General features: G+C 56.8%; 25 protein-coding genes. 17 read left to right on the forward strand and 8 right to left on the reverse strand.

Translation table 11 applies throughout. The features are described 5' to 3' along the window. Positions 1-7: 7 nt before the first annotated feature. From cheR to EKN38_RS12645, 9 genes are all read left to right on the forward strand, one after another. Positions 8-874 (forward strand): protein-glutamate O-methyltransferase CheR, encoded by an 867-nt coding sequence (gene cheR, locus EKN38_RS12605; RefSeq protein WP_014170664.1) that lies wholly within the window; start codon positions 8-10, stop codon positions 872-874. Continuing rightward, positions 871-1,920: a chemotaxis response regulator protein-glutamate methylesterase gene (locus EKN38_RS12610; protein WP_014832418.1), complete on the forward strand. Its 1,050-nt coding sequence runs from the start codon at positions 871-873 to the stop codon at positions 1,918-1,920. Before cheR ends, EKN38_RS12610 begins: the two co-directional genes overlap by 4 nt. A 17-nt stretch (positions 1,921-1,937) precedes the next feature. Further along, the gene (gene cheY, locus EKN38_RS12615; protein ID WP_008500431.1) at positions 1,938-2,327 is read left to right on the forward strand and encodes a chemotaxis response regulator CheY; all 390 of its coding nucleotides are present in this window, start codon (positions 1,938-1,940) and stop codon (positions 2,325-2,327) included. A 10-nt stretch (positions 2,328-2,337) separates the two neighbouring features. Continuing rightward, on the forward strand, positions 2,338-2,982 hold the full coding sequence (gene cheZ / locus EKN38_RS12620) for a protein phosphatase CheZ (protein ID WP_013096065.1): 645 nt from the start codon (positions 2,338-2,340) through the stop codon (positions 2,980-2,982). A 145-nt stretch (positions 2,983-3,127) separates the two neighbouring features. Then, a complete protein-coding gene (gene flhB / locus EKN38_RS12625; protein WP_013096066.1) occupies positions 3,128-4,276 on the forward strand; it encodes a flagellar biosynthesis protein FlhB in 1,149 nt (382 codons plus the stop codon). After that, positions 4,269-6,347, forward strand: a complete 2,079-nt coding sequence (flhA, locus tag EKN38_RS12630) for a flagellar biosynthesis protein FlhA (RefSeq protein WP_014832417.1) — start codon at positions 4,269-4,271, stop codon at positions 6,345-6,347. Before flhB ends, flhA begins: the two co-directional genes overlap by 8 nt. Further along, positions 6,347-6,739 (forward strand): flagellar protein FlhE, encoded by a 393-nt coding sequence (locus EKN38_RS12635; protein WP_014832416.1) that lies wholly within the window; start codon positions 6,347-6,349, stop codon positions 6,737-6,739. Before flhA ends, EKN38_RS12635 begins: the two co-directional genes overlap by 1 nt. A 259-nt stretch (positions 6,740-6,998) precedes the next feature. Further along, on the forward strand, positions 6,999-8,582 hold the full coding sequence (locus EKN38_RS12640; protein WP_014832414.1) for an MFS transporter: 1,584 nt from the start codon (positions 6,999-7,001) through the stop codon (positions 8,580-8,582). Positions 8,583-8,586: 4 nt separating this feature from the next. Then, positions 8,587-9,726 carry a glycoside hydrolase family 105 protein gene (locus tag EKN38_RS12645; RefSeq protein WP_050860163.1) on the forward strand — a complete coding sequence of 380 codons (1,140 nt, stop codon included), beginning with the start codon at positions 8,587-8,589 and terminating at the stop codon, positions 9,724-9,726. Positions 9,727-9,765: 39 nt separating this feature from the next. Here EKN38_RS12645 and argS read toward each other — a convergent pair whose 3' ends face one another. Continuing rightward, positions 9,766-11,499 carry an arginine--tRNA ligase gene (gene argS, locus EKN38_RS12650; protein WP_063412858.1) on the reverse strand — a complete coding sequence of 578 codons (1,734 nt, stop codon included), beginning with the start codon at positions 11,497-11,499 and terminating at the stop codon, positions 9,766-9,768. Between the two features lie 239 nt (positions 11,500-11,738). On the opposite strand from argS, the gene EKN38_RS12655 reads away from it, so the two are divergent. Together EKN38_RS12655 and cutC are read left to right on the forward strand one after the other, a co-directional pair. Beyond that, a complete protein-coding gene (locus EKN38_RS12655) occupies positions 11,739-12,299 on the forward strand; it encodes a VOC family protein (RefSeq protein ID WP_014832411.1) in 561 nt (186 codons plus the stop codon). A gap of 78 nt (positions 12,300-12,377) precedes the next feature. Further along, a complete protein-coding gene (gene cutC / locus EKN38_RS12660) occupies positions 12,378-13,121 on the forward strand; it encodes a copper homeostasis protein CutC (RefSeq protein WP_014832410.1) in 744 nt (247 codons plus the stop codon). A gap of 204 nt (positions 13,122-13,325) precedes the next feature. Here cutC and cmoB read toward each other — a convergent pair whose 3' ends face one another. From cmoB to EKN38_RS12685, 5 genes are read right to left on the reverse strand one after another with little or no spacing between them, the layout of a single operon-like run. Then, entirely contained in the window at positions 13,326-14,297 is a 972-nt protein-coding gene (gene cmoB, locus EKN38_RS12665; protein WP_014832409.1) for a tRNA 5-methoxyuridine(34)/uridine 5-oxyacetic acid(34) synthase CmoB, read from the reverse strand. After that, entirely contained in the window at positions 14,294-15,037 is a 744-nt protein-coding gene (gene cmoA / locus EKN38_RS12670) for a carboxy-S-adenosyl-L-methionine synthase CmoA (protein ID WP_013096076.1), read from the reverse strand. Before cmoA ends, cmoB begins: the two co-directional genes overlap by 4 nt. Positions 15,038-15,077: 40 nt before the next feature. After that, positions 15,078-15,473, reverse strand: a complete 396-nt coding sequence (locus EKN38_RS12675; protein ID WP_013096077.1) for an MAPEG family protein — start codon at positions 15,471-15,473, stop codon at positions 15,078-15,080. A gap of 50 nt (positions 15,474-15,523) precedes the next feature. Beyond that, positions 15,524-16,342: a DUF72 domain-containing protein gene (locus tag EKN38_RS12680; protein ID WP_014832408.1), complete on the reverse strand. Its 819-nt coding sequence runs from the start codon at positions 16,340-16,342 to the stop codon at positions 15,524-15,526. Then, positions 16,339-16,905 carry a hydrolase gene (locus tag EKN38_RS12685; protein WP_014832407.1) on the reverse strand — a complete coding sequence of 189 codons (567 nt, stop codon included), beginning with the start codon at positions 16,903-16,905 and terminating at the stop codon, positions 16,339-16,341. Before EKN38_RS12685 ends, EKN38_RS12680 begins: the two co-directional genes overlap by 4 nt. A gap of 263 nt (positions 16,906-17,168) precedes the next feature. On the opposite strand from EKN38_RS12685, the gene aspS reads away from it, so the two are divergent. The 6 genes from aspS (at position 17,169) to ruvB (ending at position 22,425) form a co-directional block, all read left to right on the forward strand. Further along, on the forward strand, positions 17,169-18,941 hold the full coding sequence (gene aspS / locus EKN38_RS12690) for an aspartate--tRNA ligase (protein WP_014832406.1): 1,773 nt from the start codon (positions 17,169-17,171) through the stop codon (positions 18,939-18,941). 1 nt (position 18,942) lies between these two features. Beyond that, entirely contained in the window at positions 18,943-19,386 is a 444-nt protein-coding gene (gene nudB / locus EKN38_RS12695) for a dihydroneopterin triphosphate diphosphatase (protein ID WP_014832405.1), read from the forward strand. A 27-nt stretch (positions 19,387-19,413) separates the two neighbouring features. After that, positions 19,414-20,154 carry a YebC/PmpR family DNA-binding transcriptional regulator gene (locus tag EKN38_RS12700; protein WP_008500447.1) on the forward strand — a complete coding sequence of 247 codons (741 nt, stop codon included), beginning with the start codon at positions 19,414-19,416 and terminating at the stop codon, positions 20,152-20,154. 34 nt (positions 20,155-20,188) lie between these two features. Then, positions 20,189-20,710, forward strand: coding sequence for a crossover junction endodeoxyribonuclease RuvC (ruvC, locus tag EKN38_RS12705; RefSeq protein WP_014832404.1), 522 nt, complete (start codon positions 20,189-20,191; stop codon positions 20,708-20,710). Positions 20,711-20,791: 81 nt separating this feature from the next. Then, the gene (gene ruvA / locus EKN38_RS12710; protein ID WP_014832403.1) at positions 20,792-21,406 is read left to right on the forward strand and encodes a Holliday junction branch migration protein RuvA; all 615 of its coding nucleotides are present in this window, start codon (positions 20,792-20,794) and stop codon (positions 21,404-21,406) included. A gap of 8 nt (positions 21,407-21,414) precedes the next feature. Next, entirely contained in the window at positions 21,415-22,425 is a 1,011-nt protein-coding gene (gene ruvB / locus EKN38_RS12715) for a Holliday junction branch migration DNA helicase RuvB (RefSeq protein ID WP_013096086.1), read from the forward strand. A gap of 59 nt (positions 22,426-22,484) precedes the next feature. Here the strand turns inward: ruvB and znuB are convergent, their stop codons facing one another. Then, entirely contained in the window at positions 22,485-23,270 is a 786-nt protein-coding gene (znuB, locus tag EKN38_RS12720) for a zinc ABC transporter permease subunit ZnuB (RefSeq protein WP_014832402.1), read from the reverse strand. Then, positions 23,267-24,022, reverse strand: a complete 756-nt coding sequence (gene znuC / locus EKN38_RS12725) for a zinc ABC transporter ATP-binding protein ZnuC (protein ID WP_014832401.1) — start codon at positions 24,020-24,022, stop codon at positions 23,267-23,269. Before znuC ends, znuB begins: the two co-directional genes overlap by 4 nt. Between the last annotated feature and the right edge of the window lie 63 nt (positions 24,023-24,085).

The following is a 24,085-nucleotide window of genomic DNA, read 5'->3' on the forward strand; positions in this document are numbered from 1 at the left end:
AGGCGCTATGACATCACCAATGCCCCCAGGGCAAACGTCATTATTGTTGCAGATGACACAGCGCCTCGCGCTGTCCGACGCGCATTTTCGTCGGATATGTCAGTTAATTTACCAGCGTGCAGGGATCGTGCTTGCTGACCATAAGCGAGACATGGTCTACAACCGTCTGGTACGGCGCTTGCGTACGCTGGGGCTGGATGATTTTGGTCGCTACCTGAGCATGCTCGAAGCGAACCAGAACAGCGCCGAGTGGCAGGCTTTTATCAACTCGTTAACCACCAACCTGACGGCCTTTTTCCGTGAAGCTCATCACTTCCCGGTGCTGGCAGAGCACGCCCGTCGCCGCAGTGGGGAGTATCGCGTCTGGAGTGCGGCGGCCTCGACCGGTGAAGAGCCGTACTCGCTGGCGATCACCCTTGCCGATACCCTGGGAATGGCGCCGGGACGCTGGAAAGTGTACGCCAGCGATATTGATACCGAAGTGCTGGAGAAGGCGCGTAACGGCGTGTATCGCCAGGATGAACTGAAGACGCTGTCGCCTCAGCAGTTACAGCGTTACTTCATGCGCGGTACCGGCCCGCATGAAGGGCTGGTGCGCGTGCGTCAGGAGCTGGCGAACTGTGTTGAATTCGCGCCGGTTAACCTGCTGGATAAGCAGTACAACGTGCCGGGGCCGTTCGACGCCATTTTTTGCCGTAACGTCATGATCTATTTTGATAAAACGACGCAACAGGACATTCTGCGTCGGTTTGTTCCGTTGCTCAAGCCTGACGGTTTACTGTTTGCCGGGCACTCGGAAAACTTCAGCAACCTCGTGCGTGAGTTTAGCCTGCGTGGGCAAACGGTATATGCGCTGAGTAAGGAAAAAGCATGAGTAAAATCAGGGTATTGTCTGTCGATGATTCGGCGCTGATGCGCCAGATCATGACTGAAATCATCAATAGCCACAGCGACATGGAGATGGTCGCTACCGCGCCGGATCCGCTGGTAGCGCGGGATTTAATTAAAAAATATAACCCCGACGTGCTGACGCTGGATGTCGAGATGCCGCGCATGGATGGCATAGATTTCCTTGAGAAGTTGATGCGTTTGCGTCCGATGCCGGTGGTGATGGTTTCATCCCTGACCGGGAAAGGTTCGGAAATCACCCTGCGTGCGCTGGAGCTGGGGGCGGTGGATTTCGTCACCAAACCCCAGCTTGGCATTCGTGAAGGCATGCTGGCCTACAGCGAAATGATCGCCGAGAAGATCCGCACCGCGTCGCGCGCCAAACTCGCCGCTCACACGCCAACGGCTGTCCCGGCAACGTTGAAGGCGGGGCCGTTACTCAGCTCGGAAAAACTGCTGGTGATTGGCGCATCAACCGGAGGAACAGAGGCAATTCGCCATGTACTCCAGCCATTGCCGCTTTCCAGTCCGGGTATTCTGATCACTCAGCATATGCCGCCAGGTTTTACCCGCTCGTTCGCGGAGCGTCTGAACAAGCTGTGTCAGATCAGCGTGAAAGAGGCGGAAGATGGCGAGCGTGTACTCCCGGGGCATGCCTATATCGCACCGGGCGATAAGCATATGGAGCTGGCGCGCAGCGGCGCTAACTATCAAATCAAAATTCATGACGGGCCGCCGGTTAACCGGCACCGTCCGTCGGTGGATGTGCTGTTTCATTCGGTGGCGAAACATGCGGGGCGCAACGCCGTTGGGGTGATCCTGACGGGGATGGGCAACGATGGCGCCGCCGGAATGCTTGCAATGCACCAGGCTGGCGCCTGGACGATTGCGCAGAATGAAGCAAGTTGTGTGGTGTTCGGCATGCCGCGCGAGGCCATCAATATGGGTGGCGTGAGCGAAGTGGTCGATCTTAGCCAGGTAAGCCAGCAGATGCTGGCGAAAATCAGTGCCGGACAGGCAATACGTATTTGACTCAGGAGTATTATTTTATGGCGGATAAAGAGCTTAAGTTTTTGGTTGTGGATGACTTTTCCACCATGCGTCGCATCGTGCGCAACCTGCTGAAAGAGTTGGGCTTCAACAACGTTGAAGAAGCAGAAGACGGCGTGGATGCGCTGAACAAACTGCAGGCGGGCGGGTTTGGTTTTGTTATCTCTGACTGGAACATGCCGAACATGGATGGTCTGGAACTGCTGAAAACCATCCGCGCGGACGCGGGCATGGCTTCAATGCCGGTGCTGATGGTGACCGCAGAAGCGAAAAAAGAGAACATCATTGCCGCGGCACAGGCGGGCGCAAGCGGCTATGTGGTGAAACCTTTCACCGCGGCGACCCTGGAAGAGAAGCTCGGTAAGATCTTCGAGAAACTCGGCATGTGAGGTGTTGGTTATGATGCAACCTGCTATGAAACCCGTTGAAGAACATTCGCCCAGCGATATCATTGCCCGCATCGGCAGCCTGACACGCATGCTGCGTGACAGCCTGCGTGAACTGGGGCTGGACCAGGCTATCGCAGAAGCGGCGGAAGCAATTCCTGACGCGCGTGACCGTCTGGACTATGTTGTGCAGATGACCGCGCAAGCGGCTGAACGTGCGCTGAACAGCGTTGAAGCGTCACAACCGCACCAGGATGCGATGGAAAAGGGCGCGAAGGCGCTCACCAAACGCTGGGATGAGTGGTTTGAGAACCCTATCGAGCTGGCGGATGCCCGCGAGCTGGTGACGGATACCCGTCAGTTCCTGGGCGATGTACCGGGCCACACCAGTTTTACCAACGCTCAGCTGCTGGACATCATGATGGCGCAGGATTTCCAGGACCTGACCGGTCAGGTTATCAAGCGCATGATGGATGTCATTCAGGAGATTGAACGTCAGCTGCTGATGGTGCTGCTCGAGAACATCCCGGAACCGGCTGCACGTCCGAAACGCGAGAACGAAAGCCTGCTCAATGGCCCACAGCTCGACGCCACCAAAGCGGGCGTGGTGGCAAGCCAGGATCAGGTAGACGACCTGCTGGACAGCCTCGGCTTCTGATACGCCTTTCCGCCTCAGGGGCTCATGCACCTGAGGCGGTTAACGCAGAATCAACGAAAAGAGCCCGAATAAACGGGCTTTTCCCGCCATTGGATTTCCGCTGCGCTGGCATGATACCCGTGACTTAACAGGCCGGGCATGCACTGTGGCAGAAGAGAACGACGACAAAACAGAAGCCCCCACACCCCACCGACTTGAAAAAGCGCGTGAGGAAGGGCAGATCCCCCGATCCCGAGAGCTGACATCCCTGCTGATCCTTATTGTGGGTGTGTGCATCATCTGGTGGGGTGGGGAGTCGCTCGCCCGAAAACTGGCGGGGATGCTCTCTGCCGGCTTACGTTTCGACCACAGTATGGTCAACGACCCAAACCTTATCCTCAGCCAGATTATTCAGCTTATTAAAGGGGCCATGGTCGCGCTGCTGCCCCTCATTACCGGGGTTGTGCTGGTTGCGCTGATCTCGCCGGTGATGCTCGGCGGCCTGGTCTTCAGCACCAAATCGCTGCAACCGAAATTTTCCAAACTGAACCCGCTGTCGGGCATCGCGAAAATGTTCTCCGCCCAGACCGGGGCTGAACTGCTTAAAGCCATTCTCAAAGCGGCGCTGATGGGCAGTGCTGCGGGATTTTACCTCTGGCATAACTGGCCGGAAATGATGCGGCTTATCAGCGAATCTCCTCTTACCGCGATGAGCAATGCGCTGAATCTGGTTGGACTCTGTGCGCTGCTGGTGGTCCTCAGCATCATCCCGATGGTGGGATTCGACGTTATCTTCCAGCTGTATAGCCACTTCAAAAAACTGCGCATGTCGCGCCAGGATATCCGCGACGAATATAAGCAGATGGAGGGTGACCCGCACGTGAAAGGGCGTATCCGCCAGATGCAGCGCGCCGCCGCCCGTCGACGGATGATGGAAGATGTGCCGAAAGCCGACGTTATCGTCACCAACCCGACCCACTATTCCGTTGCGCTGCAGTATGACGAGAACAAAATGAGCGCGCCGAAAGTGGTGGCGAAGGGGGCGGGCTTAATCGCCCTGCGCATCCGCGAGATTGGCACGGAAAACCGGGTGCCAATACTGGAAGCACCGCCGCTGGCGCGAGCGTTGTACCGCCACGCTGAAATTGGACAACAGATCCCAGGACAACTCTACGCCGCCGTGGCGGAAGTACTGGCCTGGGTATGGCAGTTGAAACGCTGGCGTCTGGCCGGCGGTCAACGACCTGTGAAACCTGAGAACCTTCCGGTGCCTGCTGCGCTGGATTTTATGAACGAGAAGGACACTGATGGCTAATCTGGTGGCAATGTTGCGCCTGCCCGGCAACCTGAAATCGACCCAATGGCAGATCCTTGCCGGGCCGATCCTCATCCTGCTAATCCTGTCGATGATGGTATTGCCGCTGCCGGCATTCATCCTCGATCTGCTTTTCACTTTCAACATTGCGTTGTCCATTATGGTGCTGCTGGTGGCGATGTTCACCCAGCGTACCCTTGAGTTCGCGGCGTTCCCGACCATCCTGCTGTTTACCACCTTGCTGCGACTGGCGTTGAACGTGGCGTCCACGCGTATCATCCTGATGGAAGGGCATACCGGTGCGGCAGCGGCCGGTAAAGTGGTCGAAGCGTTCGGCCACTTCCTCGTGGGCGGTAACTTTGCCATCGGCATCGTGGTGTTCGTCATCCTCGTTATCATCAACTTTATGGTTATCACTAAAGGTGCGGGGCGTATCGCGGAAGTGGGTGCGCGCTTTGTGCTGGACGGGATGCCGGGTAAGCAGATGGCGATCGACGCCGACCTCAACGCCGGACTCATCGCGGAAGATGAAGCGAAAAAACGCCGTGCGGAAGTGACCCAGGAAGCGGACTTCTACGGCTCGATGGACGGTGCGAGTAAGTTTGTGCGTGGTGATGCCATCGCGGGCATTCTCATCATGGTGATTAACGTGGTGGGCGGCCTGCTGGTGGGTGTTCTGCAGCATGGCATGGACATGGGACACGCGGCGGAAAGCTATACGCTGCTGACCATCGGTGACGGTCTGGTGGCCCAGATCCCGGCGCTGGTGATTTCGACCGCCGCGGGCGTGATCGTCACCCGCGTCAGTACCGATCAGGACGTTGGTGAGCAGATGGTCGGGCAGCTGTTCAGCAACCCGCGCGTCATGCTGCTGGCGGCTGCGGTGCTGGGTCTGCTCGGCCTGGTGCCGGGCATGCCGAACCTGGTGTTCCTGCTGTTCACGGCGGCGCTGCTGGGCCTGGCCTGGTGGATGCGTGGCCGCGAAATGAAACCGGCGGCAGAACCTGTGCCGGTTAAAATGCCGGAGAACACGCAGGCCGTGGAAGCCACGTGGAACGACGTTCAGCTGGAAGATTCGCTGGGGATGGAGGTGGGTTACCGTCTGATCCCGATGGTCGATTTCCAGCAGGATGGCGAGCTGCTTGGCCGCATTCGCAGTATCCGTAAAAAATTCGCTCAGGATATGGGCTTCCTGCCGCCGGTTGTGCATATCCGCGACAACATGGATCTTCCGCCAGCACGCTACCGTATTCTGATGAAAGGGGTAGAGATTGGCAGCGGTGATGCGTATCCAGGCCGCTGGCTGGCGATTAACCCGGGCACAGCCGCCGGTACGCTGCCGGGTGAACAGACTATCGATCCCGCGTTTGGTCTGGCCGCTATCTGGATTGAAAGCGCGCTGAAAGAGCAGGCGCAAATTCAGGGGTATACCGTGGTGGAAGCCAGTACCGTGGTGGCCACCCATCTTAACCACCTGATTGGGCAGTTCTCAGCAGAGCTGTTTGGCCGCCAGGAAGCTCAGCAGTTGCTTGACCGCGTGAGCCAGGAGATGCCGAAGCTGACGGAAGATCTGGTGCCGGGTGTGCTGACGTTGACCACGCTGCATAAGGTGCTGCAAAACCTGCTTGATGAAAAAGTGCCGATCCGCGATATGCGCACCATTCTGGAAACCCTCGCCGAGCATGCGCCGCTGCAAAGCGATCCGCACGAGCTGACGGCGGTGGTGCGTGTGGCGCTGGGCCGCGCAATCACGCAGCAGTGGTTCCCGGGCACCGGTGAAGTGCAGGTGATTGGCCTTGATACACCGCTGGAACGCCTGCTGCTGCAGGCCCTGCAGGGCGGTGGCGGGCTGGAGCCAGGTCTTGCGGACCGTCTGCTGGCGCAAACTCAGGAGGCGCTGGCGCGCCAGGAGATGCTGGGGGCGCCACCGGTGCTGCTGGTTAACCATGCGCTACGTCCGCTGCTGTCACGCTTCCTGCGTCGTAGCCTGAACCAGCTGGTTGTGCTGTCGAATCTGGAGCTGTCTGATAATCGCCATATTCGTATGACGGCGACGATTGGAGGTAAATAATGCGTAAGTGGTTAATGCTCTTACTCTTCCCGCTGGTGGCGCAGGCCGCCGGTGAAGGTACCTGGCAGGCCAGCAGCATTGGCGTGACCCTCAGCAACCGTGGCGTGGCGATGTCGTCGCGCCCGCTGGCACCCTCTGAACCGGTGTCCGGTCAGATGAGCCTGGTGGTGTGGAACTACACGCTGATTGGCCCGACGCCCGCCGGGCTGCAGGTGCGTCTGTGCTCCCAGAGCCGCTGCACGGAAATCGACGGAGAGAATGGCACTACCCAGGCGTTCAACGGCGTACCTGCTGTAGAGCCTTTACGCTTTATCTGGGAGGTGCCAGGCGGCGGACGCTTGATCCCGGCGCTCAAGGTGCAGAGTAATTCCGTTATCGTTAACTACCGCTAGTTGCCCGCCTCAACGCCCGTTATCAAGGATAATGATAGCGGGCTCGCAAAAATGACCTCGCCTTTTGAAGTAAAAGAAACACTGTTTTATAAATCAGTGACGCGCGTAATGACACTCTTTGCGTTTTTGCCAACCCCTGCGGTGTGATGGCAGAAACAGAAAGGTTTCCACAGGGCGTTAATTCTACTGTAGCCGTGTAAAAACTCCCGGATGAGGTTTGCTTACAGGGGGCTCCTAAAACTGATTAGGGTTGACGGCAATGAAAACACGAAAAATTGGACTCGCAAACTATCTTGCATACGGGGCAGGGGATTTCCTCGGCGCGGGAACCACCGCGCTGACGGCGGCCTGGCTTTTGTATTTTTATACAACCTTCTGTGGACTCACCCCGATTGAAGCAACCTTTATTTTTGCGGCGGCAAGGGTGCTGGATGCGGTGGTCAGCCCGTTAATGGGCTTTTTGACCGATAACTTTGGCACGACCTGGCTGGGCAAACGCTTTGGCCGCCGCAAGTTCTTTATTCTGCTCGGTATTCCCTGCGTCTTCAGCTACTCCCTGATGTGGGTTGGGGAGATGAGTTTCTGGTACTACCTGCTGACCTATCTGGTCTTCGATATCGTCTATACCATGATTCTGGTGCCGTATGAAACGCTGGTACCGGAAATGACCGATGACTTTAAACAGAAAACCAAATTCTCCGGTGCGCGTATTTCGATGGCGCAGATGTCCGCGATCCTGGCTTCGTTCCTGCCGGGGATCCTGCTGACCCACTTTGGGAAAGACAACGCGATTTCTTTCTTCTACGCAAGCCTGGTCTTCTCGGTGCTGTGCGCGCTGATGCTGACCTTTGTCTGGTTCTTCACCTGGGAGCGCCCGCGCGAGGAGTGGTCCGAAGCGGCCCTGCGCGCGGAAGAAGAGAAGAAAAAACTGACCCTCGGCCAGAGCCTGAACCGCCTGTTTGTGGAGTTAAGCTCGACGCTGCGCATCAAGATTTTCCGTCAGCACCTGGGCATGTACCTTGGGGGATATATCGCCCAGGATGTCTTCAACGCCGTGTTTACCTATTACGTGGTGTTTGTGTTGATGCAGGAGGCCTCAATGGCGTCAAACCTGCTGGGCACGATGGCCATCTTCCAGTTCCTCGCCGTGATTGGGATGATCCCGCTGTGCATTCGCTTTGGACCTGCCCCGTCTTACCGCATGGTGGTGGTGCTGTTTGGCCTGGCCTCTCTCTCTTACGCCGTGCTGTATTACGCCGGACTGAGCGACGTTTACGCGCTGCTGTTGCTTATCTCAGCGGTTGCCGGTCTCGGTCGCGGCGGTATCAACTATGTGCCGTGGAACACCTATACCTACATTGCTGACGTGGACGAAGTGATCACCGGCCAGCGTCGCGAGGGCATCTTTGCCGGCATCATGACACTGACCCGAAAAGCGTCTCAGGCCGGTGCGGTAATGCTGGTCGGGATCGTGATGCAGATGTCCGGGTTTGTCAGCGGTCAGAAAACCCAGCCTGCCGAGGTAAGCCACACCATTCTGCTGATTTTAAGCGTGGGAACCCTTCTGGTGCTGTTCTGCGGCTTCCTGGTCTCCCTGCGTTTCAGGCTCAATCTGCAAACCCACAGCACGCTGCGCGAAGAGACCGCGAAAATGCGCGCGTCCGGCCATGCGATGCCTGAAGCGGCCACCCCGCACGCCCGCGCCACCGTGGAAATGCTGGCCGGTATGCCGTTCGAATCCCTGTGGGGCAATAACAACATTGGTTATCTCAATCGCCATAAGCCGGTGGCGCCTTCGCTGAAGGGACGTGCGGTACTGAATTCGACATACAACAGAGGTTAAGATGATGAAAGTTTGGCCTGTCAAACATAGCCCCTTACTGCGTCAGCCAGAGCGTTTTATCGCCAGGGACGAGCTGAAATCGCTGATTCAGAAGGTGACGCATAACCTGGTCAATATCCACGACAAAACGGGTGAATTTTTGCTGCGGCTGGACGACGGGCGCGTCATAGATACCAAAGGCTGGTCAGGGTGGGAGTGGACGCATGGCGTCGGTCTGTACGGTATCTGGCAGTACTACTGCCAGACCGGCGATGAAGGGATGCGTGATATTATTGACGCCTGGTTTGCCGACCGTTTTGCGGAAGGGGCAACCACCAAAAACGTCAATACCATGTCGCCGTTCCTGACGCTGGCGTACCGCTATGAAGAGACCAAAAACCCGGCCTGGCTGCCGTGGCTGGAGAGCTGGGCGGAATGGGCGATGCACGAGATGCCCCGTACCGAACACGGCGGCATGCAGCACATTACCCTGGCGGAAGAGAACGCGCAGCAGATGTGGGATGATACGCTGATGATGACGGTGCTGCCGCTGGCCAAAATTGGCAAGCTGCTGAACAAACCGGAATACGTTGAGGAGGCAGTGTACCAGTTCCTGCTGCACGTGCAGAACCTGATGGACCGGGAGACCGGGCTGTGGTTCCACGGCTGGAACTATGACGGCAACCATAACTTTGCCCATGCCCGCTGGGCGCGTGGCAACAGCTGGCTCACCATCGTGATCCCGGACTTCCTCGAACTGGTCGAGCTGCCGGAAAACAACGCCGTGCGCCGCTATCTGACGCAGGTGCTCAATGCGCAGATCGCTGCGCTGGCGACATGTCAGGACGACAGTGGTCTGTGGCATACGCTGCTCGACGATCCGGACTCCTACCTGGAGGCGTCGGCCACGGCAGGCTTTGCCTACGGTATTCTCAAAGCCGTGCGTAAGCGCTATGTGGCGGTGGAGTATGCTGATGTCGCGGAGAAAGCCATTCGAGGAATAGTGAAAAATATCTCGCCGGAAGGGGAGCTGCTACAAACGTCGTTCGGAACCGGGATGGGAAGCGATCTGGCGTTTTACCGTCAGATCCCGCTGACGTCGATGCCGTACGGTCAGGCAATGGCGATCCTCTGCTTGACGGAGTATTTGCGGAAGTACTTCTGATCATAAAAAAACCCGGCGATGTTGGCCGGGTTTTTTGTATTACATACGTTCTACGGTTTCGATACCCAGGGTATCCAGACCCAGCTTCAGGGTCTTCGCCGTCAGCTGTGCCAGCTTCAGGCGGCTGTTGCGGACCGATTCATTTTCCGCCGACAGAATAGGGCAGTGCTCGTAGAAGCCGGAGAACAGACCGGCCAGATCGTAGAGGTAAGCACACATCACGTGCGGGGTACCGTCGCGCGCGACCACAGACAGTGTCTCTTCAAACTGCAGCAGACGCGCTGCCAGCTGGGCTTCGCGATCTTCGGTAATGGTCACTGTTGCATTCGCCAGCACGCTTTCATCGATATTCGCTTTACGGAACACGGAGAGCACGCGGGTGTAGGCATACTGCATGTACGGCGCGGTGTTACCTTCAAACGCCAGCATGTTGTCCCAGTCGAAGATATAGTCGGTGGTACGGTTCTTGGAGAGATCCGCGTATTTCACCGCACCGATACCTACCGCGTTCGCCAGTTTTTCCAGCTCATCGGCTGGCATATCCGGGTTCTTCTCCGCCACCAGGCGACGGGCGCGTTCCAGCGCTTCATCCAGCAGGTCGGACAGCTTCACCGTACCGCCCGCACGGGTTTTGAACGGCTTGCCGTCTTTACCCAGCATCATGCCGAACATGTGGTGTTCCAGCGGTACGCAATCGGGAACATAACCGGCTTTACGCACGATAGTCCACGCCTGCATCAGGTGCTGGTGCTGACGGGAGTCGATGTAGTACAGCACGCGGTCAGCATGCAGCGTTTCGTAACGGTACTTCGCGCAGGCGATATCGGTGGTGGTGTAGAGGTAGCCGCCATCCTTTTTCTGGATGATTACGCCCATCGGTTCGCCTTCCTTGTTTTTGTACTCATCAAGGAATACCACCGTTGCACCTTCGCTCTCAACCGCCAGCTGTTTGGCCTTCAGGTCAGCCACAATGCCCGGCAGCATTGGGTTATAGAGGCTTTCACCCATTACGTCATCGCGGGTCAGGGTCACGTTCAGACGGTTGTAGGTGATTTGGTTCTGGGACATGGTGATGTCAACCAGCTTGCGCCACATCTCAAGGAAGTACTGATCGCCGCCCTGCAGTTTTACCACATAGCTGCGCGCGCGCTCGGCGAAGGCTTCATCTTCGTCGTAATGTTTTTTGGCTTCACGGTAGAACCCTTCCAGGTCCGCCAGCGCCATCTCACCCGCGTTTTCCTGCTGCTGTTTTTCCAGGTAAGCAATCAACATACCGAACTGGGTGCCCCAGTCGCCCACGTGGTTCGCCCGGATCACCTTGTGACCGAGGAACTCAAGGGTGCGCACTGCCGCGTCACCGATGATGGTGGAACGCAGGTGGCCAACGTGCATCTCTTTTGCAACGTTTGGCGCGGAGTAGTCAATCACCACGGTCTGCGCTTCTGGTTGGGTTACACCCAGACGGTCAGATTTCAGCGCGGCGTCAACGTGGCTTGCCAGGAAGGCAGGATCAAGGAAGATGTTGATAAAGCCTGGGCCAGCGATTTCGGTTTTGCTGGCAATACCGGTGAGATCCAGATGAGTCAGCACCTGCTCAGCCAGTTGTCGCGGTGGCATGCCCAGTTTTTTAGCCACTGCCATCACGCCATTAGCCTGATAGTCGCCAAACTGTACTTTCGCTGACTGACGAACCTGCGGTTCGCAATCCGCAGGCGCGCCTGCGGCAATCAGTGCCTGACTGACTTTTTCTGAGAGAAGAGCCTGAATATTCACCTGGATACCTTACGTTTTTGATGCGGGCTTACCACCGCCCGCGCCAGTTAAAGAATTTAGGGCGGGAGTATACTGCAAATGCCTTCTGGCGTCAGCATTGCGGGGGGCGAAGATCGCGCAGAATCCAGGCTAAGAAGGCGTGCATAATCATGCAGTCACAAAAACCGTTATTCCACGGTTGGTCAAAAGGGGGCAACAGAGTAAATTAGCGGCTTTGCGACACAATAAGAGACTGACTTATGGCGAACTGGCAATCCATTGACGAACTGCATGATATTTCCGCAGATTTACCACGCTTCACCCAGGCGTTCACAGAACTTGCCACCCGTCTTGGTCTGGACATTGCGCCGCTTGAGGCCGATCACATCTCCTTGCGCTGTCATCAGAACGCCACCGCCGAGCGCTGGCGTCGCGGGTTTGAACAGTGCGGGGAACTGCTCTCTGAGAACATCATCAACGGCCGTCCTATCTGCCTGTTTAAACTGCATGAGCCGGTCTGCGTAGCGCACTGGCAATTCACCGTCGTTGAGTTGCCGTGGCCGGGAGAGAAGCGTTACCCGCATGAAGGCTGGGAGCATATCGAAATTGTGCTGCCTGGCGAGCCCGAAACGCTGAATGCCCGCGCGCTGGCGCTGCTGTCTGATGAGGGGCTGAGCAAGCCGGGCATCTTTGTGAAAACGAGTTCACCGAAAGGCGAGCGCGAGCGTTTACCAAACCCGACGCTGGCGATGACTGACGGGCAGGTGACGGTGAAGTTTCACCCCTGGACGATTGAACAGATCGTTGCCAGTGAAGGGTAAGCGGTGTGACAACACGCGAAGACCGGCCGGGGACAGCGTGTCATGATGGTACATTAAGCGGAATTTAAGGAGGTGTTGATGGCGCTGCTGGAGATTTGTTGTTACAGCGTGGAGTGTGCCGTGACGGCGCAACAGCGGGGAGCTGACCGCATTGAACTGTGCGCGGCACCGAAAGAAGGGGGGTTAACGCCCTCGTACGGCGTGTTGAAGTCTGCCCGTCAGGCTGTCACCGTTCCGGTACACCCCATTATTCGTCCTCGTGGCGGTGATTTTTGTTACACGGCGGGCGAGTTCAGTGCCATGCTTGAAGATATCGCCCTTGTTCGCGATCTGGGATTCCCGGGGCTGGTGACGGGGCTGCTTGATGAAGAAGGCAACGTCGATGTACCGCGTATGCGCCAGGTGATGGATGCCGCAAAGGGGATGGCAGTGACTTTTCACCGGGCCTTTGATATGTGTAAAAACCCGTTGCAAGCGTTTGATACGCTTGCAGAACTTGGCGTAGCGCGCATTTTAACATCGGGCCAGCAGTCGTCTGCTGAAAAAGGACTGCAATTAATTACGGAACTAAAAGCACATTCCGGTGTTCCAATAATAATGGCGGGCGCGGGAGTTCGTGCCAGCAATCTGGAACTGTTTTTAAACGCCGGGGTGGAAGAGCTTCATAGCTCTGCCGGGAAATGGATACCGTCGCCCATGCGTTATCGCAACACAGGGTTGTCTATGTCGACGGATGCTGAAGCGGATGAGTACTCACGCTACGGTGTAGAGGGAGAGTCGGTTGCGGAAATGAAATCGCTGATTGAACGTCATCACGTGTAGCAACGTACCGATTTTTACCGCGCATCATGTCGCCCAATATGATGCTTGCTTGTACCAGGCCCCTGCCAATTACACAGGGGCCTTTTTTTCTCCTTCATATTTCAAGCCGCAGCTGCGTTGCCGCCTTGCTGCAACTTGAAATATTTTGGAGAAAACCTGCGATGAGAAGGCCGGGTAAGGCGCAGCCGCCACCCGGCTAAAAGGTCACGGCTTGGTGGCAATCAATACCGCACGCATCGGTGCCGGATAGCCTTCGATGGTTTTGCTGTGGTCGGTTGGGTCGAGGAACTGCTCCAGCGACTCGGTCACCATCCAGTCTGTACGGCGTTGCTCCTCGATGGAGGTTACGCAGACGTCGGCGATACGCACATCCACAAACCCACACTTCTCCAGCCAGTTCTTCAGCGCCAGCGCGGAAGGGATGAAGTAGACGTTACGCATTTGCGCGTAGCGGTCACCCGGCACCAGCACGGTGTTTTCATCGCCTTCCACCACCAGCGTTTCCAGCACCAGCTCGCCGCCGCTGACCAGCTGATCTTTCAGCTGCCACAGATGCTCCAGCGGGGAGCGGCGGTGGTACAGCACGCCCATGGAGAAGACGGTATCAAACGCTTTCAGGGCTGGCAGTTGCTCAATGCCCAGCGGCAGCAGGTGCGCACGCTGGTCGTTACCCAGCAGCTTACGCACGGCTTCGAACTGGCACAGGAACAGCTGCATCGGATCGATGCCCACGGCTAAATGCGCACCCGCGCCAATCATGCGCCACATGTGGTAACCGCTACCGCAGCCGACGTCCAGAATGGTACGGCCGGTCAGGTCGGAGAGATGCGGCAGAACGCGATCCCATTTCCAGTCTGAGCGCCATTCGGTATTAATATTCACCCCGTAGAGCGAAAAGGGACCTTTGCGCCATGGCATCAGGTTACGCATCAACGTTTCGATGCGATTAATCTGCCCGGCGGGAAGCGGCTCTGCGCTTTCTGCTGTGACGCTGTGCAACAGATCCAGACGATGAGGTGTCAGCTCCGGCAGAAACTCCACCGCATTTGACCACTGCTTTAACAGCCCATGCTGTTGATCGCGCTGCCAGGCGGCAATTTGTGCAGGCAGGGTCTCCAGCCAGTGTGAGAGATGATTTTTTGCAATCAGCTGATAGAAGTTACCAAACTCAATCATGCGGCATCCTCAGCTTTCAGCGCCACCAGGGAGCCAAAGTTAAAGCACTGGAACCACAGTTCGCTGTGCTCGAAGCCTGCCTGGCGCAGGCGGGCTTTATGGGTTTCCACGGAGTCTGTCAGCATCACGTTTTCCAGCATGCTGCGTTTCTGGCTAATCTCCAGTTCGCTGTAGCCGTTTGCACGTTTGAAATCGTGGTGCATGTTGAACAGCAACTCGCCGACGGTCGCGTCCTCAAAGCTGAATTTCTCGGACAACACCAGCGCACCACCGGGGTTAAGGCCCTGATAAATTTTGTCCAGCAGCCGCTGGCGGTCATCAGGCACCAGAAACTGCAGGGTAAAATTCAGTACGACCATCGAGGCGTTGTGGATTTCGATATCACGAATATCGCCTTCAACCACCTCGACCGGGGTTGCCGCTTTCCAGGCATCAATATGGCGACGGCAGCGTTCAACCATCGCCGGGGAGTTGTCGACGGCGATAATCTTACAGCCTTCGTGATGAACGTTACGACGTACCGACAGCGTTGCCGCGCCGAGCGAGCAGCCCAGGTCATACACCTGCGTGCCGGGTTGAACGAAGCGTTCAGCCAGCATGCCGATCATAGAGATAATATTGGAATAACCGGGAACAGAGCGCTGGATCATATCCGGGAAGACTTCGGCTACCCGTTCATCAAAGGTCCAGTCGCCCAGGCTGGCGATAGGCGCGGAAAAAAGCGTGTCGCGATCTGACATAACGTAAAAATCCGGGAAAAATAAAGTGGCGTATTGTGCGCTAACGGAAGGAGAAAACCAACTCCCACGGCATATACCAAAGGTTAGCCAGCACCATCAGCAAAAGCGAGCACCATGTCGCGCTCATGCCGGAACGACGCCAGCGGAATAAGCGGTGGTGAAAGCCGTAATAATGCATTAACCGACCCGCAATCAGCAGCAGGCCGCAGATATGCACCATCCAGGTTTCGGCGCCATTCATCTCCATAAACAGCAGTAAAATGAGTGCCACCGGAATGTACTCGACCGCGTTGCCGTGGATACGGATAGCGCTTTGCAGTTCGGAAAACCCGCCGTCGCCGTAAGAGACGCGGTACTGCATTCTGAGTCGCACAACATCAAATGAAAATTTAATCAGCAGTAATGCACCTAGCACCGCATACAACGCGCTGACCATACAAACTCCCTGTGTTTTGGCAGATGGCGTCTCTATGATATGGCGTGATCTCAGAAAAGAGAAGATTGTTGTGGGATGGACGGCGCGCTGCCTATCGACGGAACCGCGGTTTGCAAGGCCTGCCAGAGTGTATCGACCAGTTCGGGGGCCTGGGCGATATCCGGCGTATGTAAGAAGAGATACGGCGTGGTGGAGTGTTCCCATTTCGCTAACGTTTGCAGCCAGACGGCGAACATCTCCTGATTTTGCTGCATATTGTCGCTGCCGATAAACCGGACCATCGGATTCTGCGCGGTTACGATGGCGTGGACCGGCACTTTGGGCTTCTTGCGCTGGGCATCAATAATGGCTTCGTTATGCGCAATGGCGCTGTGAACAGGACGACTGTCAAGGATGACGCGGTTGACTGAGCGCTCATGCAAACCCCGGTTGAGTGCTTTCTCCACCTCACCTTTGGCAAAAAATTCAGGATGTCTCACTTCAACGCCGTAGGTAAAGTCCCGGGACAGGCCATCAAGAAATTGCCAGAGCGCGGGCAGATCGCGCGGACCAAAGGTGGCGGGAAGCTGCAGCCAGTACTGACCGATACGATTTGCCAGCGGCGACATCCGGCCAAAGAACTCTTCGGTTAAATCACCGCAATTTCGCAACGCGGCGGTATGGGAGATGGTGGCCGGAAATTTAAAGCAGAAGCGGAAATCATCCGTGGTCTGCTCGCGCCAGCGCTCGACAATCTCTGCCCGGGGAAGGGCATACAGCGTGGTGTTGCCCTCCACGCAGTTAAAGTGCCGGGCGTACTCTTCAAGGCTGGTTATGCCAAGGCGCACCCACTTCGGGTGCGACCATTGGGGCAGGCCCACGTACATCATAACGCGCTTAAAATCTCATCCGTGCTGCGCACGCGACCGATACGCGGGAAAATGTGGGTCATGCTGCCCTGGTGCTGTTCTGCGGAAGCCGCGCTGCATGCGTCTTCGACAATCACCAGGTTAAAGCCCAACTCCCAGGCATTACGGGCGGTGGATTCCACGCCGATGTTGGTGGAGATCCCGCACAGGATAATGGTGTCGATACTGCGGCGGCGCAGCTGCAGCTCCAGGTCGGTGCCGTAGAAGGCGCCCCACTGGCGTTTGGTCACTTCGATATCGTTGTCGCGTTTGCCGAGCGAGACCGGATACGTCCACCAGTTGTCCGGCAGGGCGTGCGCGGGTGCCTGGGCGTCAACCGGCTGTTTTAACGCTTCGGCAAAATCGGCCGACCACCCCACGCGCACCATGATCACCGGTGCGCCACTGGCGCGGCATTTTTCTGCCAGACGGGCGGCACGGCTGACGACTTCATCAGCGGTGTGCGGGCCACCGGCAAAGGGAAGGATCCCTTCCTGTAAATCAATCACCACCAGCGCGGTTTTGCGGGCATCAAGTGTCAGCATGGTAACTCCAGTTAAATGAATCGCTTCCGTTACACCTTACGACGTTATGGCCTGTTATCGGTCGGATAATTTTGTTAATTTTTGTGAGAATGCGCAATAAGAGCACAGCAAACGTGCGTCTGGCCGTGCTTCGCTCTTATCGTCCGGCGGAATTTCCAGTATAATAGCCGCCTTTTTTCATCCAGTTGTGACATACAGAAAGCTGCGACATAGTAGCCTGATACCAGGCGACATTTAGCCTGCGGCTAATTAAGGGATATCTCATGCGTACAGAATATTGCGGGCAGCTGCGTCAGTCCCACGTCGGACAGCAGGTGACCCTGTGTGGTTGGGTCAACCGTCGTCGTGATCTTGGTAGCCTTATCTTTATCGATATGCGCGACCGCGAAGGTATCGTTCAGGTGTTCTTCGATCCGGATCGCGCGGACGCGTTGAAGCTGGCTTCTGAGCTGCGTAATGAGTTCTGCATTCAGGTCACCGGCACCGTACGTGCGCGTGACGAGAAAAACGTCAACGCAGATATGGCGACCGGTGCCATTGAGGTGCTGGCCTCCGATCTGACGATCATCAACCGTGCTGAAGCGCTGCCGCTGGACTCCAACCACGTCAACACTGAAGAAGCGCGTCTGAAATACCGCTACCTGGATCTGCGTCGCCCGGAAATGGCACAGCGCCTGAAAACCCGTGCGAAAATCACCAGCCTGGTGCGTCGCTTTATGGATGACCACGGTTTCCTCGATATCGAAACCCCGATGCTGACCAAAGCCACGCCGGAAGGCGCACGCGATTACCTGGTGCCATCCCGCGTTCATAAAGGCAAATTCTACGCGCTGCCGCAGTCTCCACAGCTGTTCAAACAGCTGCTGATGATGTCCGGCTTCGATCGCTACTATCAGATCGTTAAATGTTTCCGTGACGAAGACCTGCGCGCTGACCGTCAGCCAGAATTTACCCAGATCGATGTGGAAACCTCCTTCATGACCGCTGAGCAGGTGCGTGAAGTGATGGAAGCGCTGGTGCGCAGCCTGTGGAATGACGTGAAGGGCGTGGAGCTGGGCGACTTCCCCATCATGACCTTCGCCGAAGCCGAGCGTCGTTACGGCTCCGACAAACCAGACCTGCGTAACCCAATGGAGCTGGTGGACGTTGCTGACCTGGTGAAATCCGTTGAGTTTGCAGTGTTTGCCGGCCCGGCTAACGATCCGAAAGGCCGCGTAGCAGCCCTGCGTGTTCCGGGCGGTGCCGCGCTTAGCCGTAAGCAGATTGACGACTACGGCAACTTCATCAAGATCTACGGCGCGAAAGGTCTGGCCTATATTAAAGTTACCGAGCGGGCGAAAGGTCTGGAAGGTATCACCAGCCCGGTAGCGAAGTTCCTGAATGCGGAAATCGTCGAAGCGATCCTTGAGCGCACCGGCGCGCAGGATGGCGACATGATCTTCTTCGGCGCTGACAACAAGAAAATTGTTGCCGATGCCATGGGTGCGCTGCGTCTGAAACTGGGCAAAGATCTGAACCTGACCGACGAGAGCAAATGGGCGCCGTTGTGGGTTATCGACTTCCCGATGTTTGAAGACGACGGTGAAGGTGGTCTGACGGCCATGCACCACCCGTTCACCTCGCCAAAAGACATGACGGCGGCAGAGCTGAAAGCGGCACCGGAAGAGGCGGTCGCGAACGCCTACGATATGGTTATCAACGGCTACGAAGTGGGCGGCGGTTCCGTGCGTATTCACAGCGGTGACATGCAGCAGACGGTGTTCGGCATTCTGGGCATTAACGAGCAGGAGCAGCGCGAGAAGTTCGGCTTCCTGCTGGATGCGCTGAAGTACGGTACGCCGCCTCACGCAGGCCTGGCATTCGGTCTCGACCGTCTGACCATGCTGCTGACCGGTACCGACAATATCCGTGACGTTATCGCCTTCCCGAAAACCACCGCAGCGGCGTGTCTGATGACTGAAGCGCCAAGCTTCGCTAACCCGGCCGCGCTGGCTGAGCTGGGTATCGACGTGGTGAAAAAGGAAGAGAAAAACTGATATGGCATATAAGCGACCCGTTTCTGTTCTGGTAGTGATTTATGCAGAAGATACGAAGCGGGTGCTGATGTTGCAGCGGCGCGACGACCCTGAATTCTGGCAGTCGGTTACCGGCAGTCTGGAAGAGGGGGAAACTGCGCCGCAGGCCGCCGCGCGTGAAGTAAAGGAAGAGGTCACCATTGACGTTGCTTGTGAGCAACTGACCCTGAAGGACTGTCAGCGCACGGTGGAGTTTGAAATTTTTAGCCATTTACGTCATCGCTATGCGCCGGGGATCGAGCGCAACACGGAATCGTGGTTCTGTCTCGCGCTTCCCCACGAACGGGAGATCGTGTTCACCGAACATCTGACCTACCGCTGGGTGGATGCGGCGGATGCCGCCGCACTGACCAAGTCGTGGAGCAACCGGCAGGCGATTGAAGAATTTGTAATTAACGCAGCCTGAAAAGGCGCGATTTTTGGAGAACTTTTTATGGCAGGTCATAGTAAGTGGGCCAACACCAAACACCGCAAAGCGGCACAGGATGCCAAGCGCGGTAAGATCTTTACCAAAATCATTCGCGAGCTGGTGACAGCGGCGCGTCTGGGTGGCGGCGATCCGGCGTCTAACCCACGTCTGCGTGCGGCGGTAGATAAAGCGCTGTCCAACAACATGACGCGTGACACCCTGAACCGTGCTATCGCACGTGGCGTGGGCGGTGACGAAGACGCGAACATGGAAACCATCATTTATGAAGGTTACGGCCCTGGCGGTACCGCGGTAATGGTTGAATGCCTGTCCGACAACCGTAACCGTACGGTTGCAGAAGTGCGCCATGCGTTCACCAAAACCGGGGGCAACCTGGGGACTGACGGTTCCGTTGCGTACCTGTTCAGCAAAAAAGGCGTCATCTCCTTCGAGAAAGGCGACGAAGATGCCATCATGGAAGCGGCGCTGGAAGCGGGTGCGGAAGACGTAGTCACTTTCGACGATGGTGCTATCGATGTCTACACCGCGTGGGAAGAGATGGGCGCAGTACGTGATGCGCTGGAAGCGGCGGGCCTGAAAGCCGACAACGCTGAAGTCTCCATGATCCCGTCCACCAAAGCGGATATGGATGCTGAAACGGCACCAAAACTGCTGCGTCTGATCGACATGCTTGAAGACTGCGACGACGTGCAGGAAGTGTATCACAACGGTGAGATCTCTGATGAGGTTGCAGCGACTCTCTGATGAGAGCGTGTAAACCGTTTACGGGAGACGCGTGATGTCGATTATCCTTGGGATTGACCCCGGCTCACGCGTCACCGGTTACGGCGTTATCCGTCAGGTTGGACGCCAGTTAACCTACCTTGGCAGTGGCTGTATTCGCACCAAAGTTGACGATTTGCCGTCGCGACTGAAGCTCATTTATGCGGGCGTGACGGAGATTATCACCCAGTTTCAGCCTGACTATTTCGCCATCGAGCAGGTCTTTATGGCGAAAAATGCCGATTCGGCGTTAAAGCTCGGTCAGGCGCGGGGCGTGGCAATTGTTGCTGCCGTGAACCAGGATCTTCCGGTATTTGAATACGCGGCAAGACAGGTCAAGCAGACGGTGGTGGGGATTGGTAGCGCGGAGAAAAGCCAGGTGCAGCACATGGTGCGCACGCTGCTGAAACTTCCGGCGAATCCGCAGGCCGATGCCGCCGATGCGCTGGCGATTGCGATCACCCACTGTCATGTCAGCCAGAATGCGATGCAAATGAGCGAGTCGCGACTTAATCTGGCGCGAGGCAGGTTACGATAATGAGAAATCAGGCTGGATGTTTATCCAGCCTTTTTTTATTATGTCGCAAATCAATAAATTTCCAGAACGCAGGAGCGTCACGTGATAGGCAGACTCAGAGGCATCATCATTGAAAAACAACCCCCGTTAGTGCTGCTGGAAGTGGGTGGCGTGGGCTATGAAGTCCATATGCCGATGACCTGCTTCTACGAGCTGCCGGACGCGGGTAAAGAGGCGATTGTCTTTACCCAGTTTGTGGTGCGTGAAGATGCTCAGCTGCTCTACGGCTTCAACAACAAACAGGAACGCACCCTGTTCCGCGAGCTGATTAAAACCAACGGCGTCGGGCCGAAGCTGGCGCTGGCCATTCTCTCCGGTATGTCCGCCCAGCAGTTCGTGAATGCCGTTGAGCGCGAAGATCCTGCCGCGCTGATTAAGCTTCCGGGCATTGGTAAGAAAACCGCAGAGCGCCTGATTGTTGAGATGAAAGACCGCTTTAAAGGTCTGCATGGCGATCTGTTCACCCCGGCGGCCGATCTGGTTCTGACGTCTCCGGGCGCGCCTGCGTCAGATGATGATGCCGAGCAGGAAGCGGTTGCCGCGCTGGTAGCGCTGGGCTATAAACCTCAGGAGGCCAGCCGAATGGTGAGTAAAATTGCCAAACCGGATGCCAGCAGTGAAACCCTGATTCGTGAAGCGCTGCGCGCTGCATTGTGAGGTAAAGGATGATTGAAGCAGATCGCCTGGTATCGGCAGGCACTATTCAGGCAGACGACGTGGTGGATCGCGCGATCCGCCCGAAGTTGCTTGATGAGTATATTGGCCAGCCGCAGGTGCGTTCCCAGATGGAGATCTTCATCCAGGCGGCAAAGCTGCGCGGTGATGCGCTCGATCACCTGCTGATTTTTGGTCCTCCGGGTTTGGGGAAAACCACGCTGGCGAATATCGTTGCCAATGAAATGGGCGTGAATCTGCGTACCACGTCTGGCCCGGTACTGGAAAAAGCAGGCGATCTGGCGGCGATGCTGACCAACCTTGAACCTCACGATGTGCTGTTTATCGATGAGATCCATCGCCTGTCTCCGGTGGTGGAAGAGGTACTCTATCCGGCAATGGAAGACTACCAGCTGGATATCATGATCGGTGAAGGTCCGGCCGCGCGTTCAATCAAAATCGATCTGCCACCGTTTACCCTGATTGGCGCCACCACCCGTGCCGGGTCGTTAACCTCTCCACTGCGCGACCGCTTTGGGATTGTTCAGCGTCTTGAGTTTTATCAGGTCGCCGATCTCCAGCATATCGTCGGCCGCAGTGCCCGCTATATGGGGCTGGATATGAGTGAAGAGGGGGCGTTTGAAGTGGCGAAGCGCTCGCGCGGGACACCGCGTATCGCTAACCGCCTGCTGCGCCGCGTCCGTGACTTTGCAGAAGTGAAGCACGATGGTTCCATTTCTGCCGAAATTGCTGCTCAGGCGCTGGATATGCTGAATGTCGATGCTGAGGGTTTTGACTACATGGACCGCAAGCTGCTGCTGGCGGTGCTGGACAAATTCTTTGGCGGGCCGGTCGGGCTGGATAACCTGGCGGCGGCAATCGGGGAAGAGCGCGAGACCATTGAAGATGTACTCGAACCGTATCTGATCCAGCAGGGCTTCCTGCAACGTACCCCGCGTGGACGTATGGCCACGGTGCGGGCGTGGAATCATTTCGGTATCACGCCACCGGCAATGCCGTAATGCTTAATTCCCTCTCCCTGTGGGAGAGGGTTAGGGTGAGGGCATCAGCGCCCTCGATGTCAACTTGCGGTCTTCTTCATCATACTGAAAATAAACAGCACCGCGGCACACAGCACCACTGACGGCCCCGCAGGCGTGTCATAGAACGCCGAGAAGGTTAATCCGCCCGTGACCGCAATCATCCCGATAATCACCGCCACGCCTGCCATCTGCTCCGGCGTACGGGCAAAACGACGCGCGGTGGCCGCAGGAATAATCAGCAACGATGTAATAATCAGCGCACCGACGAATTTCATCGCCACACCGATGGTTAATGCCGTCACCAGCATCAGCAGCAGCTTCACGCGCTGCAATTTCACCCCGTCAACAAACGCCAGATCCGGGCTGACGGTCATTGCGAGCAAATTACGCCACTGCCAGAGCAGAATTCCCAGCACCACGAGCACGCCGATGGCGATAGCGATCAGATCGTCCGGCGTCACGGCCAGCAGGTCGCCAAACAGGTAGGCCATCAGGTCAACGCGGATATTGGACATCAGGCTCACTACCACCAGACCCAGCGACAGGGCGCTGTGCGCCATAATGCCAAGCAGGGTATCAATGGCGAGGTGAGGGCGTTTTTCCAGCCAGACCAGACCGGCGGCGAGGAGCAGCGTAACGACAATCACCGCATAGAACGGATTGACGTCCAGCAGCAACCCAAATGCCACGCCCAGCAGTGAAGCATGCGCCAGGGTATCGCCGAAATAGGACATTCTGCGCCATACCACAAACGAACCCAGCGGACCCGCAGCGCAGGCGAGCATAATCCCGGCCAGCCAGCCGGGCAGTAACAGTTCAATCATGAGTGTCCATTTCCCCGGCGCAGGACAATTCGTCCCTGTAAATCATGGCGGTGATTATGATGATGGCGATAAATCCCCAGTTGCTCAGCACCGCGAGGGCCAAACATGGAGATAAATTCAGGGTGCATCGACACCACTTCAGGCGTGCCGGAACAGCAGATATGATGGTTCAGACAGAGCACTTCGTCGGTTTTCGCCATCACCAGATGCAGGTCGTGGGAGACCATCAGCACCGCGCAGTTCAGTTCATGGCGCAGTTGGTCAATCAAATCGTAAAGCGCGACCTGACCATTGACGTCCACACCCTGCGTTGGCTCATCCAGTACCAGCAGTTGGGGGCTACTCAGCAGCGCGCGGGCAAGTAACACGCGCTGGGTTTCCCCACCGGACAGTTTTTGCAGCGGGGCGTCGACAAGGTGGCCTGCCTGGACACGTTTCAGCGCCGGGAGAATATCGGCTTTACGCGTTCCGGGGCGCAGACGCAGGAAGCGGCTGACGGTCAGCGGCAGCGTGGCATCGAGGTGTAATTTTTGCGGGACGTAGCCGATACGCAATTTTTCTTCACGCTTGATGACACCTTCATCAGGGGCTACCAGACCCAGCACCACGCGCACAAGGGTGGATTTACCTGCGCCGTTCGGACCGAGCAGCGTCAGAATTTTACCGGGCTTCAGATCCAGCGACACGTCAGAAAGGACGCGGCGCTGCCCGAATGAGACCGAAACATTTTCAAGAGAAACCAAAGTTGTCATGTCAATTTAAGCTTGCAGAAGTCAACGAATGTTATAATATCACATTCCACGCATTCATTACGA

This window comes from Enterobacter sp. WCHEn045836, assembly GCF_003965585.1.
Classification (GTDB): domain Bacteria; phylum Pseudomonadota; class Gammaproteobacteria; order Enterobacterales; family Enterobacteriaceae; genus Enterobacter; species Enterobacter dissolvens.

Bases quoted from the DNA above. Each gene is read 5' to 3' on its own strand.
- cheR (WP_014170664.1), top strand. From the start codon at position 8: ATGACATCACCAATGCCCCCAGGGCAAACGTCATTATTGTTGCAGATG.
- EKN38_RS12610 (WP_014832418.1), top strand. From the start codon at position 871: ATGAGTAAAATCAGGGTATTGTCTGTCGATGATTCGGCGCTGATGCGC.
- cheY (WP_008500431.1), top strand. From the start codon at position 1,938: ATGGCGGATAAAGAGCTTAAGTTTTTGGTTGTGGATGACTTTTCCACC.
- cheZ (WP_013096065.1), top strand. From the start codon at position 2,338: ATGATGCAACCTGCTATGAAACCCGTTGAAGAACATTCGCCCAGCGAT.
- flhA (WP_014832417.1), top strand. From the start codon at position 4,269: ATGGCTAATCTGGTGGCAATGTTGCGCCTGCCCGGCAACCTGAAATCG.
- EKN38_RS12635 (WP_014832416.1), top strand. From the start codon at position 6,347: ATGCGTAAGTGGTTAATGCTCTTACTCTTCCCGCTGGTGGCGCAGGCC.
- EKN38_RS12640 (WP_014832414.1), top strand. From the start codon at position 6,999: ATGAAAACACGAAAAATTGGACTCGCAAACTATCTTGCATACGGGGCA.
- EKN38_RS12645 (WP_050860163.1), top strand. From the start codon at position 8,587: ATGAAAGTTTGGCCTGTCAAACATAGCCCCTTACTGCGTCAGCCAGAG.
- EKN38_RS12655 (WP_014832411.1), top strand. From the start codon at position 11,739: ATGGCGAACTGGCAATCCATTGACGAACTGCATGATATTTCCGCAGAT.
- cutC (WP_014832410.1), top strand. From the start codon at position 12,378: ATGGCGCTGCTGGAGATTTGTTGTTACAGCGTGGAGTGTGCCGTGACG.
- cmoB (WP_014832409.1), bottom strand. From the start codon at position 14,297: ATGATTGAGTTTGGTAACTTCTATCAGCTGATTGCAAAAAATCATCTC.
- cmoA (WP_013096076.1), bottom strand. From the start codon at position 15,037: ATGTCAGATCGCGACACGCTTTTTTCCGCGCCTATCGCCAGCCTGGGC.
- EKN38_RS12675 (WP_013096077.1), bottom strand. From the start codon at position 15,473: ATGGTCAGCGCGTTGTATGCGGTGCTAGGTGCATTACTGCTGATTAAA.
- EKN38_RS12680 (WP_014832408.1), bottom strand. From the start codon at position 16,342: ATGATGTACGTGGGCCTGCCCCAATGGTCGCACCCGAAGTGGGTGCGC.
- EKN38_RS12685 (WP_014832407.1), bottom strand. From the start codon at position 16,905: ATGCTGACACTTGATGCCCGCAAAACCGCGCTGGTGGTGATTGATTTA.
- aspS (WP_014832406.1), top strand. From the start codon at position 17,169: ATGCGTACAGAATATTGCGGGCAGCTGCGTCAGTCCCACGTCGGACAG.
- nudB (WP_014832405.1), top strand. From the start codon at position 18,943: ATGGCATATAAGCGACCCGTTTCTGTTCTGGTAGTGATTTATGCAGAA.
- EKN38_RS12700 (WP_008500447.1), top strand. From the start codon at position 19,414: ATGGCAGGTCATAGTAAGTGGGCCAACACCAAACACCGCAAAGCGGCA.
- ruvC (WP_014832404.1), top strand. From the start codon at position 20,189: ATGTCGATTATCCTTGGGATTGACCCCGGCTCACGCGTCACCGGTTAC.
- ruvB (WP_013096086.1), top strand. From the start codon at position 21,415: ATGATTGAAGCAGATCGCCTGGTATCGGCAGGCACTATTCAGGCAGAC.
- znuB (WP_014832402.1), bottom strand. From the start codon at position 23,270: ATGATTGAACTGTTACTGCCCGGCTGGCTGGCCGGGATTATGCTCGCC.
- znuC (WP_014832401.1), bottom strand. From the start codon at position 24,022: ATGACAACTTTGGTTTCTCTTGAAAATGTTTCGGTCTCATTCGGGCAG.